This is a genomic window from Daejeonella sp. AP26, assembly GCF_056680515.1.
Genome location: NZ_CM155286.1, coordinates 2,283,012 through 2,302,368 on the forward strand (window position 1 = coordinate 2,283,012; position 19,357 = coordinate 2,302,368).

Genomic DNA, 19,357 nt, shown 5'->3' on the forward strand with positions numbered 1-19,357 from the left:
TGCTTCTGAAGTCAGTAAGTTGGCTTGGCCTGTGCCGGCCGCAACAAACGATGCGGAAAAGAGGTGAACGGAGAGGTTTTCAGTAGGCTCTATATAGCAGACAGGGTTCCCTTTTATCGGGCTATTTCTTGCATTATTAACGCGGTATAACGATCAACTTAGCCAATTCTGTTGAGTGAAGAAATTGTAGCCCGCCGCTGCATTTGTTGCTATTAAAGGCCAGTAATTAGGCTGGGCTAGTGCGTTCCGCAACAAACCCGATGCATCGGGACGGAAGAGAGGTAAACGGAGAGGTTTTCACTAGGCTCTATATAGCAGATAGGGTTCTTCTTTTTATCGGGTTATTTCTTGCATTATGAACGCGGTATGGCAATCAACTAATCCCATTCTGTTGATTGAAGATTTGTACTTCATAGGTATTTGCTTATGTTCCTGTCAGTTCATGTCCAGCTTGAGGATCGCTCGAAGAAAGCAGTACAACTATGAGGCGGACTGCTATTTGAAAAAACAACCGTATTAAGTGTTTTTTGCAGTGACTTAGTCAGTTCTACATGTCTAAATTTAAAAAATGCTTTGCGCCTTTTTTATTGTGGCTGCGAGATCAATGCCTTCACCCAGCACTCCGGTAAACAGATCCCCGGTTTCTTTGATGCGGTCTATAGCATTGTGGATCGTAAAATCCCGCATGGTGAGGCCGGGTCTCACCTCGTCCCAGGTTAGTGGCATAGAAACGGTTGCGCCCGGTTTTGGTCTTAAGGAATACACCGAAGCAATGGTTGCGCCGGGCCTGTTTTGCAGGAAATCGAGATACATTTTCCCTTTGCGGTTGGAGATCATCCGCTCGAGCGTGGTGAAGCCGGGTATCTGTTTTTGAACCAGTTTGACGATGATGTTGGCGAAAAGCTGGCTTTGCTGGTAGGTGTACTTGGCGCCGAGCGGGATGTAAATATGCATGCCCGTAGAGCCGGAGGTTTTAGGAAAGCCCGGAACGTCTATGGCCTGCAGCACGTTTCTAACTTCCTGGGCAGCCTGGATCACCTGGTCGAAATGCTGCTTGTCGGGGTCGAGGTCAATGACGCAATAGTCCGGGTTGTCGGGCGACTGCATCCGGCTGAACCAGGGGTTCATTTCAATGCAGCCGAGGGAAGCCATCCAGAGCAAGGTAACTTCATTATTGCCTAAAAGGTAATCTTTGCTTTCACCTTCGCTACTGGTATGCGGCATCGTTTCCGCCCATTCCGGTGCTTTATCCTTCACGTTCTTCTGGTAAAAACTTTGGCTGTGTATCCCGCCGGGGAATCGGTTCAGGGACATAGGCCTGTCTTTCAGATAGGGAACGATGAAAGGCGCTACCTGGTGGTAGTAGTTGAACATATCTCGCTTGGTCACACCGTCCTCAGGCCAGTAGAGCTTGTTGAGATGGGTAAACACCAGGGTGTGGCCATTGACTTTCCTGGTTTCCGTTTCTTCCTTAGAAGCGAGCAGTGAGTCTGGAGGTGAGCTTTGCTTTTCAGTTCGGACAGATTTTTTAGCTGGAGCTTTTGGCTTTGCTGCTTTTACCCGCACATTATCTGAATCTGAATTTCCTTCAAGGAGTTGCGCGGCCTCTGCTTCCATTTCCATGATTACATCGGCTGGCTTTTTGTCGCTTCGCATTCCTTTAAAAGAAGCCTGGCGGACTTTCCCGTCATGGGTAATCTCGGCAAATTCTACCTCGCATACCAGCTCCGGTTTTAGCCAGGTAGCCTTTGCGCCTAATCTTCTGGGCCGGAACTGCGAAGGCTCATCCACATCGGGTTCAATGTCGAAAGGGCATTCAGATGTGATCAGCCCCTTGAACTGCGCTATCATCTCTTTTTGCCTGGCGTCATTAAAGCCCGTGCCGACCTTACCGATGTAGCGAAGCACTCCTTTCTGGTCGTAGACGCCGATGGCCAGAGCACTGAAATATTTTCCCGTGTCTTCGTTCTTGGTAAAGCCTGCGATGACGACTTCCTGCCGGCGCTTAGCCTTGATCTTCAGCCATTCCCTTGACCGGGCATCAGCGGTGTATAAACTATCGGCGCGCTTCGCAATAATACCTTCCAGTTTCATCCTTTTTGCTGCCGCGAAGAATTCGATACCGTTTACCTCAAAAGCCTGGCTCAGGCGGATCAGGTCGTTATCGGTAGGGAGGATTGATTTTAAAATTTCCATGCGCTGGTAAAGGGGCAGATCTGTCAGCAGCCTGCCTTCATACCACAGGATGTCAAACACCACAAAAGCCAGGGTAGCGCTTTTGGTATTACGCCAGTTCTGCAATGCCCCGAAGTCAGCATTCCCCTTTTCATTCAGGGCGACTATCTCGCCGTCCACCACTGCATTCATATTCCAGCTTGCCAGTAATTTAGTGATGGGCTGAAACTGGTTGAAGGGCAGATTATTTCTCGACACTAAATCGGCCTTGCCACTTTCAATAATTGCCAGGGCGCGGTAGCCATCCCATTTAATCTCGTAGATCCAGCCGGGATCGTCAAAGGGCTCAGCTACCAGGGTAGCCTTCATTGGTTTGATATTGGCGGGAATCTTTGACTTAGCCGCGTCACTAAGCAAACTTTTCAGATTAGTAACAGGCGCGGTCTTTCCTTCCTCATCCCTTTCCAGATCTTCAATCTGTCTTTCGACTGTCTCAACTTTCATTGCCCGCCGCTTAGCTTCCGGCACATCCTTATCTGCCAGTTCTATCCAAACCGGAGCGTGATCACTGGCACCCTTCCAGCCCCGGACATGCTTGTCGACATCCGCAGCGGCGAGCCTGTTGGCAATCTTTTTATTTAACAGGAAATGGTCGAGCCTCAACCCGGCATTTCTGCCGTAAGCGTCGCGCAGGTAGTCCCAAAAGGTATAGATGCGTTCATTGGGATATAAGATCCGGATAGCGTCCGTCCAGCCCTGGTCTACAAGATCCTTGTATGCCCTGCGGCTTTCGGGTCGGAAAAGAGCATTATTGATATACTTTTCGGGTTTATAGGTGTCGATTTCCGTGGGCATTACGTTATAGTCGCCTATGAGCATAACCGGCAGTTCACGGTCGACGAGATCTTTGGCGTGCGCAGCCAGCCGTTCGAACCAACGAAGTTTATAATCAAACTTTGGTCCGGGCCAGGGATTGCCATTCGGAAGATAGATGCAGCCGATGACGATCCCCGCTATAAATGCTTCGATGTAGCGGCTGTGGGTGTATTCTATATCATCGCCGGGCAGGTCGTTTCGCAGCTCCCTGATCTCCGTTTTAGAGAGAATGGCTACACCGTTCCAGCTCCTTTGACCATGCCAGATTGCATGGTAGCCTGCTTCATTAATTGTCTGTACAGGGAAATTCCTTGTCTCGGCTTTCAGTTCCTGCAGACATACGATGTCAGGATCTGCTTCTTTCAGCCACCGCAACAAAATCTCCAGGCGGCCATTAATGCCGTTAATATTGTAGGTAGCGATCTTCATAAGGGGAGCTTACTCAGAATTTACTGTCAGGATCCTGGCTGTATTGTTCGGAACATATCGCTATTTGCGGAGAAAGCCCCTTTTGGGGCTTCAATTCTATTACTTTCGTTTATCCTTCAGATATTTTTCGAGCACCTTCCGGTCATTTGAGCCGGTAGCACGTATCGCGCCTGTTACCGCCTGGCTGCTAACACCCATTTTCTCTTTAAAATACTGAATTTCATAATTCTCGCTTCCGCTTACTTGCCGGCGGTCCTGACCACCTTTCTTTTTTTTATCGTCTGCCATAGCTTGATGATTTTTGGTAAATTATCTGAATAACAAGAGCGGAGCCGGTTAGTTTGTAGTGCAAAAATTGTCCTGGCTGGTTCGCTGACTCGATACCACGTAGGAAAATGTGCAAATGAGTAAATGTGCAGATGAGTAAATGTGCAGATGTGCAAATGAAGGAAAGGGACTATCCTCATTTATCCGCGATTCGAACCAGTAAACCGAACTTTATTTTTTTTTAACATATCGCTTTTTTTGAATTGTACTAAATCTAAATAATCAACAAAAACATGCCGGATAAAATCAAAAGAGCCAGGACGGACAAGGTCAGGACAAAAAGAAAAATCAAGGCGAAAAAAACAGACAAGAAGTAAAGGTGGTAAGAGTGGATCAAGCTAACGATGATTTTCTACCGACCAAATGTACCTGACGGCACATTACATTTCGTGCCTATACATCTAAAGTTAGCGATCCCTGTTTATCAATTACATTGATCTTGAAATTTGTGGTGATATAACCATAATTAATACCCGCGCTAAAAGAAGCCGAAGCTTGTAAAACATGATCCCCGTGGTAATGTACTACTGTTAATTAATATAGGTCATATGGTCATAGGTGAGGTTAGGCATCCCGTAAAGGTAGAAGATCAATTCTCTAGCTGCACGCAGGGTGCTCTTCGAGAGACCCCGCAGACCTGCAAATCCTGATCAGCAGAGAGAGACCCTGCTGCTACCTGCGTTTATGGCGTCGTGGAATGGAACTTGAATTATAAAATCCGGGAGGCGGGAATGGTATTCAGCTTCATGTACAGATCATCAAGCTTAAACGGCTTGTACAGGAAATCATCCATACCGGTTTCCTTTACCTTATAACTCAAATTGTGAGAAACAGAAGCAGTCAAAGCAATGATCTTAACCTTGGATTTCACGGGGTCTGCCATATTACGAATGGCGCGGGTGGCTTCAAATCCATCCACAAGGGGCATGTGTAGATCCATTAGGATGACATCATAGGTATTCAGGCTAACTTTATCTATGGCCTCCTGGCCATTCACGGCAAACTCAGGCTTGTTGTTCCAACGTTCAAACACTTTCGCCATTAAAAGCCGGTTCATTGCGTTGTCTTCAACTACTAAGATTTTTAACCGCTGAAGGTCAAAAGCATCATCCTGCTGTTTTACCGGTGATTCAACAGGTTGCTCGTATCGTTTAAAGTTTATATCAAAATAAAATTTAGAACCTGCACCGGGAGAACTTTCGAGCTTAACGCTGCTATTAAATATGGAAAGCAGCCGTTTTACGATGGAAAGACCCAGCCCTGTTCCACCAAAATTGCGTGCGGTGCTGGCGGAGGCTTGCGTGAACGAATCGAATATTGTCTCTTGTTTATCTGCACTTATACCAATACCGGTATCTGTGACAGCAAACCTTACGTCCAGCACCTGATTATCCATATAGTTAACCTTTAAGGCGACCGTTATTCTGCCCTGATCCGTAAATTTAATAGCGTTTCCCGCGAGGTTATAAATGATTTGTGCAATCCGGGTGGGATCTGTAACGACCCATTTATCAGCTAACTTTTCGTCAATGTTTAATACAAAGTCGATGTCTTTCTGTTGAGCCTGAAACTCAAATCCTAAACAAATTTCGGTGACCAGGTCGTTTAAATGAACCGGTATATTCTCCAGGTACAGTTTATCCGATCCAAGTTTATTATAATCAAGAATGTTATTAATGAGAGAGTATAAATTCTCAGCTGAAAATTTCAGAATCTGCAAACTTACAGCCTGTTCCTTGCTATGCGGATCCTGTAGCATGAGTTGGCTAATTCCAACCACCGAGTTTAATGGTGTTCTTAACTCGTGCGTCATCGTAGAGAGAAACTCCAGCTTCGATTCGGCAGCAAGATTAGCTTCTTCAACAGCCAATTGTAATTGTTCGTTAAGGATTTCTTTTTCTTCAATATTAGACTTGAACGCCTGCTGGAACAAATAATGACAAATAACGATGTTCACAAAATTCAAAAGCCCTATAATTTCATAACCCGGCGATGCAAGCTCGTTGGGTGCAATACCCGAAAACCGAAACCCGGTATTAAACAACAAGTGGAGTGCAACTGGCAAAACAGCGATGACAGAATATATGAGGCCAAAACGGGTACCCAGCAGGTAAAAGCTACCCAGGATAAGCATAAAGACAAATTGCAGTGTGAGGACATTAATATTTTGTGCGAACAGGAAGACATTTGACCATATTAGCATTAAGCCCAGAAAGAGCATTGCGTGAGATACCCCCAGTCTATATGCTCTATTAGCCAGGAGCACTTTCAAGAGCACAAAATACACTATAAACATTACCACAGCTCGTTGAAACTGTAAATTTTGCTCAAAGCTGAATGCTATACCGATTACAATTAAAGCTTTTATTAAAGTGAAAATGAGGACGCAATACAGAATTTTGATACTTGCATTAGTGAAGTTATCACGTTCTGATTTTAGAAGTTTTTTTAATGACCAGTTAAAAAATGTCACAGATTTTGCCATTTATATATTAAGTCTGTTTGGAAATTTTAGCGCAATGTATTGATAAAAATGCTTTTAAGCATGAGATAGGTTATAATTATGGTTTATTTCTGTAAAGTTAAATGGCCATCCCCAAGGATCGAAGGATGGAGGAGTGAAGGAAGGAAGGTTGAAGGATAAGTTAAATTAACTGATAGCCCCGGAAGGATAAAGGATGGAAGGCTGAAGGAATAAAGACTACAGATAGAAAGTCGGAAGCCAGATTAACTGATAGCTGGAGGCTGATAGCCCTCTGAAGGAGGAGACTGAAGGAATAAAGACTACAAATAGAACGTTGGTAGCCAGATTAAGTGATATTTGATTTGCTTAGCTGAACGCTTTTCAATCCTCCCGCTCCTGTTTATGCCCTTTTTTGCACTTGTGCTAACAGGCCACTAAATAAGTCAAATTCGTATTTAACGGCTAATAGAACATTCCACACTTCCCTGCCTCGTAGTTGAATAGAAGGGGTTTTAAATGCCACCTGAAAGCTGGTTAGAACACCCATTAATGATGTTGGTCCGGTTACGGATACATTGAATTCCTGACGAAGCTGGTCAATCAAGGCTCCTCTTTTAATTACCTCTGAATAAATGCTCTCGAATGGCAGAAACATGATTGCGAAATCGGTGGTGTTGGGCGGATCTAAATATTTAGCGCTGATATCCCTGGCCATTTGCCGAATGGTTACCTCCAGGTTGTCTGAAGCAGTTTCAATATCATCCGGCACCCCATACCCGTATGCAGTGTTCAACTGCTCGTAAGCATTTCTGGGGAATTTGGCATCGATGGGCAAATACACAAAATTGCTCTCATCATTAGTTTGCCCCGGAAGTTTGATGGCAAAGTCTACGGCATCGAAGCTTCCCTTCTTCGTTTTCACATTAGCCTGGTACTGATCGGGGGCTAGTATTTGCGCGAAAAGCATAGATAGCTGCACTTCTTCAACGCCTCTTAAATGATCATCATTTAATATCTTTTTCAAAATAATGAGTATAAAAATTAAACTTAAAGCAATTAATCTTAGCTTTCTCAGAAAAAGGGTGAACGGTAGTTATTTTCGTGTGAACGGTAGTTGAGAACACAGGTTGAAGTAGCGGGAGAAGGGAAAAGAGTGGCAGGGATAGGAGTAGCAGAGCGAAAGTAGCAGTGGCGGAGAGAAAGTAGCAGTGGCAGGAAGATAGTAGCAGGTTTATTATCTCAGCTGCTCCTGAAAATGTCATGGAAGGAGTTCACCACAGATTAAAGGATTTTCACAGATTAATAAATCCGACCACCACGTCATATCGAAGACCCTTGGGAGGAGATATCTCAGAGATCCTGAAAATGTTAAGAAAAGGTTTGCACCACAGATTAAAGGATTTTCACAGATTTAAAAACCCAACCACCGCGTCCTATCGACGACCCCTTGGGAGGAGATATCTCAGAGATCCTGAAAATGTTAAGAGAAGGTTTGCACTACAGATTAAAGGATTTTTACAGATTTAAAAACCCAACCACCGCGTCATATCGACGACCCCTTGGGAGGAGATATCTCAGAGATCCTGAAAATGTTAAGAAAAGGTTTGCACCACAGATTAAAGGATTTTCACAGATTAAGGATAGCGAATAGAAAATAATCTGTGTGAATCTGTGAAATCTGTGGTGCACTAAGAATCTTCTTACAAGACGCATCCTATCAGTGTCGATAAGAAGGTTTCACCACAGATTAAAGGATTTTCACAGATTAGGATACCGAATCAGAAAATACGATTGTGTGAATCTGTGGAATTCCATCTAACAAATTATAAAATAGCACTCTGGTTGCATGCAAAGGAAAATAAGAACCGCGAAGCCTGCAAAGCCTGCCACTTTACAATCAGTCTAAATCAATGGTTTTGAGATTAGACTTCGCGGCCTTTGCGCCTTAATTCTTTGCGGCCTGTTGCGTGAAATGAGTAGCCTACTAAAGTTAGCACCCATGTTTTATCATCTACCATGGTCTTGGAATCTGTGGTGCGCTAGAATTCCGTTGCAAGATGCATCATATCCACGATCCCTTACAGCTCCACCTTCTCTAAAAATCCGGCGAGCTCGTCCAAAGAAGGGCTTACTCCGTTCTTCATATAACAGGCTGCCAAAGCATTGGCGAGAACCAGCGCGTCATTCATAGTCAGCCCTAGTAATTCGGCAATGCAGAAACCAGCATTAAAGTTGTCACCTGCTCCCGTAGATATTGCTGGATGGGTGATCGAAAAGGCAGCTGCGCTGTTAAACCCGGAATTATGCCATGCGGAAGAGCCCTGAGACGTATGGATCATCACCGTGTTTATCCCGAGGAATTCGAATATTCCTTTTCCTGCTTCCATCAGGTTATCAGTAGTCTGAGCGCTGACTGCCTTAAAAACCAAAAGGGCTTCATTCCGGTTGAGGCTTAGTGTTACGTCGCAGAATGTTTTAAAGGATCTGATCAGTTTCAATGCTTTCCGTATCCGGTCACTGCTGAATTTGGAGCAATCAGATAAATCGAAAAAAACCTTCAATCGGCGGTTGATATTGGGAAGCACCTCATTTAGAAGCCCCACCCAGATCTCTTCTGCGTGACGGGTTTCACTCCAGTTTAAGATACAAAGCATATCGCTTTCCTGAATCAGCTGCACGATATTTTTAAGACCGACCCGCTTTTTGATCAGCTGCCAGTCTGCCTTGTTTAGCTGCGTCATGTGAGCCAGCATGATCTTGCCGTCGTTAAACTCCAGTGCGGACGTAATGCCAGGCTCCGTGAAAGTGTGCAAAGTCGTATTGGGATGCATATCAAGGAAGACTGCATCGGGTGCGGGATATCCGAATGCGCCGATACAGTGCACACGGGCACCTGCGTTGGCTAGTGCATTGCCCATGATGGGGGCGTTACCACCCAATTTCTTGAGCAGTTCTTCTGTCTCCAGGCTTAGGCCGCCTGTCCCTTTAGCGGCAATGTAGTTACCGAAGCTTTGTACCGTTTCGAAATACTCCGGTTCTCCAGCAGGGTTGCTGCGAAACACCACTTTCTGGATAGAATCGATAAACCCGTCGAAGCCGGTCACGATCAGCTTAGAACTTATAACATCCTGTTTCGATCTTAAGAGTTGGGACAATAAGGAAGTTTCTGCGTTCATATTGCGGGATCATGAAATCATTCCCCTTTACGGGAAAGCATGCTTGCCGCGTTCTTATCCAGGTAGATATAGGCGTTTTGATGCCTCTGGAAGATACTGGCGGGCAGGTCTGAAGTCACTTCACCTTCAATGGCGCTGGCCACTGCAGACGCTTTGCCTGAGCCGGAAGCAATAAGTACTGCAACCTCTGCTTCAAGCAGGTGGCGCGGACCCAGGGTTATACCATAAGTCAGCGGGACTTCCTTCCGAAAATATTTCTTCGCGACCTCCTTCGTATCCGCAGCTAATTCTGACAGGTGAGCATACAGATTAAAATCTACACCCGGCTCGTTCAGGCCTACATGCCCATTCATTCCAAGGCCCACCATCATCAGGTCGATACCTTCTTTTTCTTGAACCAGCTGATCTATCCGGCGGCATTCTGCCTGCAGGTCAGGCGCTGCACCGTCAAAAAAATGTATCCGGTCGGCATCGATAGCGAGCGGGCCGAAGAAGTTCTCCTCCATATAGTGTCGGCAACTCCCATCATCCCCGCCATTCAGGCCGGCCCACTCGTCGAGGCCAACAAAGTGACAATTGCTGATGTCCAATTTACCCTCTCTTATATCATCAACCAGGTTGCGAAGAACACCTGTGGGGGTATCGCCCGATGGAAAACATAGCAAGGAAGAAGGTTTGCTTCTGATATGTTTAGCCACAAAGTCGGCAGCAGCCCTGCACATTTCGTTATAGTCACTATGAATACGGATTGTCATCATTCTTTTATTTTTTAGCATTCAGCCAGAGATCAACCGGTTTTTCAACGTTAGCTGAAAACGGCAATGCAGTTTTCATTCCCGTTCCTGCGGAGGCATAGGCCGCGTAGATGATCTCGAGTACGGCCTGCCCGTCTTCGCCGGTGACAAGCGGCTGTTTATCCTCCCTGACACATTCGATAAAGTGCTTCAGCTCCTGGGGATAACCCTGGTTGAATATTTCTTCTATAACGGCAAAACTCCAGCCTTGTGTGGTATCGGCCTTCTCCATCGCATAGCCGTAGCCATCCTTACTGTAAGCAAGGGCCGAATTTCCCATAAACAGGTCGGCATAGATCACCCCTCCCGTACCATGGATCTCACAGCGGTCGTCCATACCGCCATGCTTTGCCCAGCTGTTCTCGGCCACCCCGGTAACGCCGCCTTCAAACTCCACGATGATCACCGAATTGTCCTCCCCTTTCGTGCGATCCTTATGTAACACCGTATCCATGGATGCGTAAACGCTTTTTACCGGCGCATTGCCCAGCATCCAGCGGAACCAGCCTAAAGCATGGCAGCCCATATCCATGATCACACCACCACCGGCACGGTTAACGTCGTAGAACCAGTCTGAGTGGGGGCCCGAATGCTTCTCGGACTGCTTAAGCATATAAATATTACCCACAGCGCCTTCCTTTACCAGCTGGCGTGCACGCTCGTATTTAGGTGCGAAACAGAGTTCTTCGGCGTACATGAGTTTCACATTGTTTTCTTTGCAGACGGCGATCATCTCGTCAGCCTCTTCCAGGGTTACGGCAAGTGGTTTCTCAATAATGATATGTTTTTTGGCAGCTGCGGCCCAACGTGTTACCCGGGCATGCAGGAAATTGGGAAGACAGATATCCACCACATCGCAACCGGACTCTGTAATAGCTTTTAAAATGTCGTCGAACCAGGCCGGAATGTGATGCTTTTCAGCGAACGCGGCGGCCTTTGTGGCATCGCGTGCATAGACGGCCACAATCTCCGCTTCGGGTACAAAGCGCCGGTATGATTCAACATGAATGTCAGAAATAAAACCTGCACCTACTATAGCTACTTTAATGGTCTTCATCTTTTGTTTTGCTTGGTGATCATGTTACTAATTGGTAAGGAAGAACGATCTGTCGAGCCGGATATCGTTTGATGAACTGCCGATCATTAGTTTGAACTCGCCCGCCTGTGTGATCTGTTCCACCTCGTCATTATAAAACGCAAGCTTTGACGCATCGAGCGTAAAAGTTACTGCCTTACTCTCCCCCGGCTTCAGACTCAGTTTACGAAAGTCCTTCAGTTCCTTTACGGGACGTACCGGCTGCGATACAAGATCACGAATATATACCTGAACGACTTCAGTCCCGGCATACTTACCGGTATTCTGCAGGTCGAAGGTTACGGTGATCTTATCTGAGCGGCTCATCGAATCCCTGCTTAGTTTCAAATTACTATATTTAAACAAAGTGTAGCTTAATCCATGTCCGAAAGCGTATTGCGGACTATTGGAAAGATCAATATAGGCTGAGCGATAGAACCGATCATCGTCTCCTGTTGACGGCCGGCCAGTATTTAAGTAATTGTAATAGATGGGTATTTGCCCTTCCGACCTCGGGAATGTCATGGGCAGCTTTCCGGAAGGATTATATTCCCCAAAAAGGACATCCGCAATGGCATTACCCGCCTCACTTCCCAGCCACCAGGTGTAAACAATGGCCGGCACGTTTTCGGCGGTCCAGTTAAACACCATAGGTCTGCCCGACATTAACAACACAACCACGGGCTTGCCTGTGGCCATAACCGCCTTGATCAGCTCTTCCTGCACACCGGGCAGGTGGATATTGGCTTTGCTTTTAGCCTCCCCTGTCATGTCATGACTTTCGCCCATCGCCATCACCACTACCTCAGCCGCTGCAGCAACCTTCAATGCTTCTCCAAAGCCTGCCTTTGATGTATCATTTATGGCGCAACCTGCCGCATAGGTGAGAGATGTTTTTCCAGCCTGTTTCTGCATTCCGGAGTACAGGGTCACCACATCGTTTTTCTGCCCGATGTCCACTGTCCAGAAACCTTTCAGATCCTTTTCAGCTTTTGCCAGCGGACCTATCAATGCGATTGACTTCAGTTCTTTGGATAAGGGCAGAATGTTCCGTTCGTTCTTCAGAAGCACAATGCTCTTGCGGGCCATGTCACGCGACGCTTCCAGGTGGTCAGGATGATTAAGGGTTTTCTTTTCGCGGGCCGCGTTGCTGTAGCGGAAAGGATCATCAAACAGTCCTAACTCGAATTTCTTCCGCAATATGCGCCTCACGGCATCATCAATGATCTCTTCGGATACTTTCTTTTCTTTTACCAGCTGTGCCAGGTGATGTATGTAGCTGCTGCTTTCCATATCCATATCAGTACCAGCCTTGAGAGCCGCTTCTGCCGCTGCCGTGTTGTCTTTTACATACCCGTGCTGGATCATCTCTCCTACTGACCCCCAGTCGCTAACCACGAAACCCGTGAATTTCCATTTGTCTTTCAGAATATCCCTGATCAGGTAACTATTTGCCGTTGCCGGAGTTCCGTTAAGATCATTGAAAGAGGTCATGAAGGTGGAAACCCCTTCGTCGAGTGCGGCTTTGAAAGGGGGCAGGTAAAATTCCCAGAGGGTGCGCAGGCTCATATCAACGCTGTTATAATCGCGGCCGCCGATGGCTGCTCCATAGGCAGCAAAGTGCTTGGCGCAGGCCATAACTGCTTCGAGGTCACTCAGGCCCTTGCCCTGGAAACCGCGAACACGCGCCCGGGCAATAGCTGATCCCAGGTATGGGTCCTCCCCGGCGCCTTCCATCACCCTTCCCCATCGGGGATCGCGGGCGAGATCGACCATGGGCGCAAACGTCCAGTGAATGCCACCGGAAGCTGCTTCCTTAGCCGCTACGCGCGCTGCTTTTTCAATCGCTTCCATGTCCCAGCTTGCCGCTTCTGCGAGTGGTATGGGAAAGGTCACATGATAACCATGGATCACATCCTGCCCAAACAGCAGTGGGATCTTCAGCCTCGACTTCATGGCAGCCTCCTGGAACATGCGGGTTTTTTCGACCCCCATGATGTTTAACATGGAGCCGATCTTACCTTCGCTGATCAGCTTCATCTTGTCCCGGAGATCGTCGGTCACTGGTCCGGTGGCGGCCCAGTCTCCGTTGTACTGATTCAACTGGCCAATCTTTTCTTCCAGCGTCATTTTAGCCAGCAGTGTATTTACCTTCTGAGCGGTGTTATCTGCCTGTGAATACACCCGGTTTATAGCCATAGAACAAAATAGTAAAATCAGGAAACATCTGCGGGTTGTATTCATTGAATTTAATGCGATGTGAGCGTTTTTGCCTGCAAGGTTTAGGTTCGTCTGTTAATATCCGGTTAAAGATTTCCGGCCTTTATTTCATCGACCGCATACTTTGCTGCGCGTGCGGTTAGCGCCATATAAAGGATCGAGGGGCTTTGATTTCCGGTGGAAGTCATGCAGGCGCCGTCGGTTACAAATACATTCTTGCATGTATGCAGCTGGTTCCATTTATTGAGGAGTGAATTTTGGGGATCTGCTCCCATGCGGACGCCCCCCATTTCATGAATATCCAGTCCGGGAGGCTGCTTATTATCATAGGTACTGATATTCAGGCAGCCTGCCTTTTTCAGCATACCGGCACTCTGCTCCAGAAAATCTTTGACCATCAGTTCGGCATTATCATCGTAGCCCACTGAAGTTACCAATAAGGGGATTCCCCACTGATCTTTCTCCGTTTCACTAAGCCGGACATGGTTGCTTTCTTTCGGTAAGGTTTCGCCCTGCATATACATGTAAACGTTCCAGCCTCCGGGTTCACACATACCATCTTTAAAGGCTGCTCCAATTTCAGGCTGTTCTTTGGGATTATTTCCGCGACCCCTGTAAGCTGCCATGAAGGTGGTAAACCCGCCGAGGTAATTCGTGTCTTGTTCTTTCAGGTTGCGGTAATTGGCGAGTATAGGCTCTGTGGGATTACGGCCGTAATAGTAGCGATCTTCGAAACCAGGCATCTGGCCCGTCACCGAGCCCCGGTAATTATGATAACCAATGTATTTCCCCATCAGGCCGTTATCATTACCCAGGCCATTGGGGAACCGTGAAGATTTCGAGTTCAGTAAGATCAGGTTGGTGTTCAGTGCGGACGCATTAACGAATATGACCTTCGCGAAATAGTCGGTTGATTCCATGGTCACCGAATCAATTACCCGCACGCCGGATGCCTTTTGCTTCTGTTCATCATAAATGATGGAATCAACCACCGAATTGGGCCTCAGCGTCAGGTTGCCCGTATTATGCGCCCAGGGCAATGTGGAAGACACGGAACTGAAGTAGCCGCCGAAGGGGCAGCCGCGCATGCAAAGATTCCGGGCCTGGCATTTACCGCGACCTTGTTTCAAATGGATTTCCTTCGGCTCCGTCAGGTGCGCCCAGCGTGCATGTACAAGATGCCGGTTAGCGTAATTGTCTTTAATGGATTTCTGGATCGCCGCTTCAACCGCATTCAGATCAAAGGGTGGTAAAAACTCACCGTCAGGCATAGACTCAATCCCGTCTTTGTTGCCGCAGATGCCGATAAACTTTTCTACATGCGAATACCAGGGAGCCACGTCCTTGTAGGTTATAGGCCAGTTGATGCCGAAGCCGAAGCGTTCCGGAGCGGTAAACTCATACTCACTCCACCGCTGGGTAGCACGACCCCAGGTCAGCGACTTCCCCCCTACCTGGTAACCCCTGATCCAGTCGAACGGCTTTTCCTGGACGTAGGGGTGATCTTTATCTTTGATGAAGAAATGACTGGTACTTTCGCTTATCCCCGCTGCTTTGCTGATCAGCGGGTTCTCGGCCAGATACTCCGCGCTAAGCTGCCCACGGTGCTTCAGTTCCCATGGATGCCGGTTGGCGGTTGGATAATCTTTAATATGAACTACATTCCTTCCTCTTTCAAGCACCAGTGTTTTAAGACCCTGCTCGCAAAGCTCCTTCGCCGCCCAGCCACCGGAAATTCCTGAACCGATAACAATGGCGTCAAAAGAATGATCCTCTTTTCCCTTAGAATTAATGTTCACTGCCTGATTTATCATGATTTTTTGGTGCTGGTTAAAAATTAGTCGAATTCCCGGTACGCGCCGAAGGTGGCCAGCTGATCCTCGCCCAGCTGAGCTGGTACAGGAAGGAAAGGCAACTTCAGGTTTTCCGTAATCTGCTTCCACAAATACGTCCGGGTATAGGTTTGATGAACTTTCTGAAAAGGAACTGCCAATAGAAGATCCTTTGCCTTCTGGTATTCTTTTTTATCGATCAGCAGCTGAACGGCTCTTTCCTTTATCCATTCATCCGATAATGCGTCAACAAGACTCAGCCACTTTTCGCGTTCTGCCAGTGCACTCTCTCCCATGCTGCGCAGCAGTTTGTCGCGTTCAACCACTACCTGCGGATGTAGTTGCAGGGAACGTTCATTAATTGATTCGAAAGCTTTTCGTGCATCCTCGAGCTTACCGTCAATTTTATATAAGCGTGCTAACAGTACCTGGGCGACACCAGTTTCAGAGGCGGACAGTACATTAATAGCCTCGGTCTTGTTTCCACGGCCTGCCAGCCATGCTCCATAATGAAAGAGCCACAGATCAGCATCCTTTTTGCCGGTTGAACTAATGGCCCATTTGAATGCGTTATCCAGGTTCTCAAATCCTGATGGCGTCCAAAGGTTCTGATGAATCTCAGGAGGCGAAGGAGCCTTCCCCCTTCTATTGAAGGCGCTCAGCAGGTCTTCCCAAACCTTCACCTCCGCGGAACGTGCCCAGCCAAAAAGGGGAACCTGATCCGGAGGCCGTAGGGTAATAGCCGGAACTTTTAGATCGTAAATGTTGAGTTCCCGGTCAGTGGGTATCCAATATTCAGTATGCCAGCCTGACTGGCCAGGCTTAAGCTCCAGCTTGATCGACTGGTCACCGATTGGACCGCCCTGGATCTCCGCATACGTTTCCCGTTTCGCGGTACTTAGCAGCGACCATTCTTTATCCGCGTCAACCCCATAGCTCCACAACTTCATCCCGGGAGCGATGGCTTTGTCGGCGATATGATACAGACCCGTTCCAAGCGAGGGCGTAAAAGCGCCGAAAGCGTTCGCATCTTTTGTTTTCCAGAAGTAGCCGGTCATTTCATGAATATCTGACTCCTGGCGGGGACCTTGCTTCTCCCAGTCAAGACTGTCAATCTTTGAGGAATGAGATAATACCTTACCCTTCGGAAAGAAGTACCGGGTATCGGGTGCAGTCGGCAGGGCAGCATTTGACCACGACATCCATGGATATGAATCGTCGCCCGGGTTTTTATAGACCACCCGTTCTGTCAGGAAGTCATCCTCCGGTCCCAGCGAGTATTCGACAGACCACTGCATACCAAAGCGTAGTTCGCGCTCGCCACAGGTTAGGTAAACCCTCTGGGGAGTTCTTTCGAGCTTGTATTGTACCGTTTCGTTCTGGCTTGGCGAATGAGAAATTGGAAAACTTACCTCTATGCCGCCTGCCACAAAATAAAAACGCGGCAGAATACGGGTGGCTTTGATCACCTCGGGTGCATAGAGTGATTCCTTACCTGATTTTTTATGGATCAGCGAGATCACTTTGCCGCTCAGATCAGGACAGACAACCGCTTTTACCTGCTCGTTCTCCAGTACTATGAACCGGTATTTTTTCAATACCGGCCGGTTTGCCGTCTCAGAATAACTAACGTAGGGATATACACCATTAGGGTCAAAAGCTGTGGGCACAGGTCCGGCGGGTACAAGCTCGTGGAAAAGCATGTACTCCTCAAATTCGCGGACATGCACTGACTTTGTCTGGGCAACGCTTAAAGCGGAAATACAACCGGCAATCAGGCTAAGGATTAGTCTTTTCTTCATTCCGGACTACAGTTTCAGTCTTTCGCTTAGTTGTTCGATCATCTTTCTTCCCTTCTCTACCGATTCTTTAAGATGCACTTCATCAAAATCCTTGTTCGAGGCAATGGTTTGCATGTGTTCTTCGAACTGCTTTAACAAGCGCTGATCTTTCTTATTCTCCGATTTAGCTGCCATTTCCTTCAATATCCTGATCTTTTCAAAATCAACGATACCTTCCCGAAGTTTTTCAAACCTGATACCGCTTGCTCCGCCCGGATAGATCAGGTAGCAGTCGCCCGCAGCCCATGATCCATGACGTGCGTCACCCATCGGATCTTGCGGCCAGGCATCATAAGCCCATCTCAGGAAGCCATTATAACCGTAGGCTGACGTATACCAGCTGATCCAACGGCCTTCAATTGGCGGAGAGAAAACGAAATTATTTGGGAAGGGAGGATTACAGCATACATAGTATGTGGTATTAAATCCGCGTTCATTACGCTTTTTTACGTCGTCCATACCCGACTCCTTGCCGAACAGAAAAGAATAGTCATTCAGATATTGATCCAGCTCCTGGTGCCAGTCGCCGGCGTAGGTTATTCTCCATTTCGATGAATGGTCCTTGATGACTTTAATAGCGGCAAGGGTTTGATCGAGCGGGTTTTCATTGATACCCAAATAAGTTTTTTCTAACCAGCCTTTCTTTTGAAGGTGAGCCTGGAGATCATCCAAAAAGACATTCCATACTTTTTTGAATTCAGCAGACTCCGGTGTCCAGACGGCATGAACATAATTCCCGGTCTTCTCGTCCATATAGCGGAACCTGTTTCCCCATGGAATCGGCGTATAAATGGTGATTGATTCGTCAATGCCCATACCCATGGCCAGTTCAATATAATCATCGAAGATCTTGTAATCAAACTTCCATGCGCCGTTCTCCTGCTTCAACCATTCGATCATTCCGCCTTCAAGCCGGTAAGAGTTATCAGACCATGGTGAGTTAACCGCGTAGGTAGTAATGTATTTACCGCCGGCATCTGCGTAAGGCTGCAAGTGTTTTTTCAGAAGCGCTTTATGCTCTTCAGACCAGGGCTCGAGATTAAAGTACTCAGCAACAACCCATGGATTCTGCCAGAGGTCTAACTGATGTTTCCAGTTTTCCGGTTTCGAAAGTTCCTGGTTCTGCACCTTCACGGTCAGATGAAGCGTTTTTTTACCTTCTGTAGAATGTACGACTACGTTTCCTTTATAAACACCGGGGGCGGTGGTTGAAGGAATATTGATACTGAACCATACCGGCCGAATTGTTTTGCCGGGAACGTCAAAGCGGTCAAATTTCTCAAACCGGTCAGGCATCAGGTAACCGTTGCTATAAGGGGAAGTCCCGCAAACTACATCACGCGCACCATAAGGATAGTTGGAAAGCACATAACGGACCATGTCAGCACTGATACTTGACTTGGGAATTGTATTTCCTTTCTCACTTACCAGGTCATTTAATTGAAATCTGACCTGCTCGAGCGTGTCAGATGACCAGACAAGCACCTGCGCATTGAGCTTTTCGCCACGCCATCCGGTTTCCGTCCATGAGGCTGACTCTTTTTTAAGTCCAGGCACTTCCGTTCGGAAATAGAGCGCATCCGTTGATCCGAATGCAGCCTGCAGTCCCTTTTGATCACTCTCCCAGCGCAGTGGTTCTGTTGATTTATCAAACGTGTGTTCGGGCTGGTAATGACCGCCCAAAACGGGAAGATTTATTGAATCGACCTGGCCCTTATGCACATGGTGAACCTGGGCAGAGGATATTCCTGCTGAAAGATAAATCAGGAAAAGAATGAAAGCCCCTTTCTTTAACAAGGAGTGACACCGTATTCTTAATCGTGGAATGAATAGGCCAGTTGGGTTCTCGCAAACTAGTTTATACATAACGTTCATGCACTGATTATTTAATTGTAAATCGCTTGCGATAAAAATCTTTCTGTCTTTTGATTGAGATATCGGGATAACTATTAAGTCTTCTGGCTGGTCATTCCAGAACTTATTTGCCTGTATCGTTTTTAAAAATACTGAATTTTAAAGTTCTCAATATAGGAAATACTGAGGATGCGAACGATTACTTAGTTCCATGCTTTTTCGCGTTGTTAACGCGTTGAAGGTATTGACCACAGATTTCAGGATTTTCATCTTTTTATACCGTGACCAAAAACT

11 protein-coding genes are annotated in these 19,357 nt (G+C 47.1%); all 11 read right to left on the minus strand.

The features are described from left to right. Positions 1-561 precede the first annotated feature (561 nt). Positions 562-3,480, minus strand: coding sequence for a DNA ligase D (gene ligD / locus AC1MCB_RS09810; protein WP_479968570.1), 2,919 nt, complete (start codon positions 3,478-3,480; stop codon positions 562-564). Between the two features lie 99 nt (positions 3,481-3,579). Then, positions 3,580-3,768 carry a DUF3606 domain-containing protein gene (locus AC1MCB_RS09815; RefSeq protein WP_479968571.1) on the minus strand — a complete coding sequence of 63 codons (189 nt, stop codon included), beginning with the start codon at positions 3,766-3,768 and terminating at the stop codon, positions 3,580-3,582. 748 nt (positions 3,769-4,516) lie between these two features. Beyond that, positions 4,517-6,292 carry an ATP-binding protein gene (locus AC1MCB_RS09820; RefSeq protein WP_479968572.1) on the minus strand — a complete coding sequence of 592 codons (1,776 nt, stop codon included), beginning with the start codon at positions 6,290-6,292 and terminating at the stop codon, positions 4,517-4,519. Positions 6,293-6,671: 379 nt separating this feature from the next. After that, on the minus strand, positions 6,672-7,295 hold the full coding sequence (rmuC, locus tag AC1MCB_RS09825) for a DNA recombination protein RmuC (protein ID WP_479968573.1): 624 nt from the start codon (positions 7,293-7,295) through the stop codon (positions 6,672-6,674). A gap of 1,054 nt (positions 7,296-8,349) precedes the next feature. Further along, positions 8,350-9,447, minus strand: coding sequence for a PfkB family carbohydrate kinase (locus AC1MCB_RS09830; RefSeq protein ID WP_479968574.1), 1,098 nt, complete (start codon positions 9,445-9,447; stop codon positions 8,350-8,352). Between the two features lie 17 nt (positions 9,448-9,464). Beyond that, a complete protein-coding gene (locus tag AC1MCB_RS09835; RefSeq protein ID WP_479968575.1) occupies positions 9,465-10,205 on the minus strand; it encodes a glucosamine-6-phosphate deaminase in 741 nt (246 codons plus the stop codon). A 4-nt stretch (positions 10,206-10,209) separates the two neighbouring features. After that, positions 10,210-11,298, minus strand: coding sequence for a Gfo/Idh/MocA family protein (locus AC1MCB_RS09840; protein ID WP_479968576.1), 1,089 nt, complete (start codon positions 11,296-11,298; stop codon positions 10,210-10,212). 27 nt (positions 11,299-11,325) lie between these two features. Beyond that, a complete protein-coding gene (bglX, locus tag AC1MCB_RS09845) occupies positions 11,326-13,515 on the minus strand; it encodes a beta-glucosidase BglX (RefSeq protein WP_479968577.1) in 2,190 nt (729 codons plus the stop codon). Positions 13,516-13,622: 107 nt separating this feature from the next. After that, positions 13,623-15,350: a GMC oxidoreductase gene (locus tag AC1MCB_RS09850; protein WP_479968578.1), complete on the minus strand. Its 1,728-nt coding sequence runs from the start codon at positions 15,348-15,350 to the stop codon at positions 13,623-13,625. 23 nt (positions 15,351-15,373) lie between these two features. Beyond that, entirely contained in the window at positions 15,374-17,170 is a 1,797-nt protein-coding gene (locus AC1MCB_RS09855; protein WP_479968579.1) for a DUF5107 domain-containing protein, read from the minus strand. 6 nt (positions 17,171-17,176) lie between these two features. After that, entirely contained in the window at positions 17,177-19,084 is a 1,908-nt protein-coding gene (locus tag AC1MCB_RS09860; RefSeq protein ID WP_479968580.1) for a DUF4091 domain-containing protein, read from the minus strand. Positions 19,085-19,357: the final 273 nt, after the last annotated feature.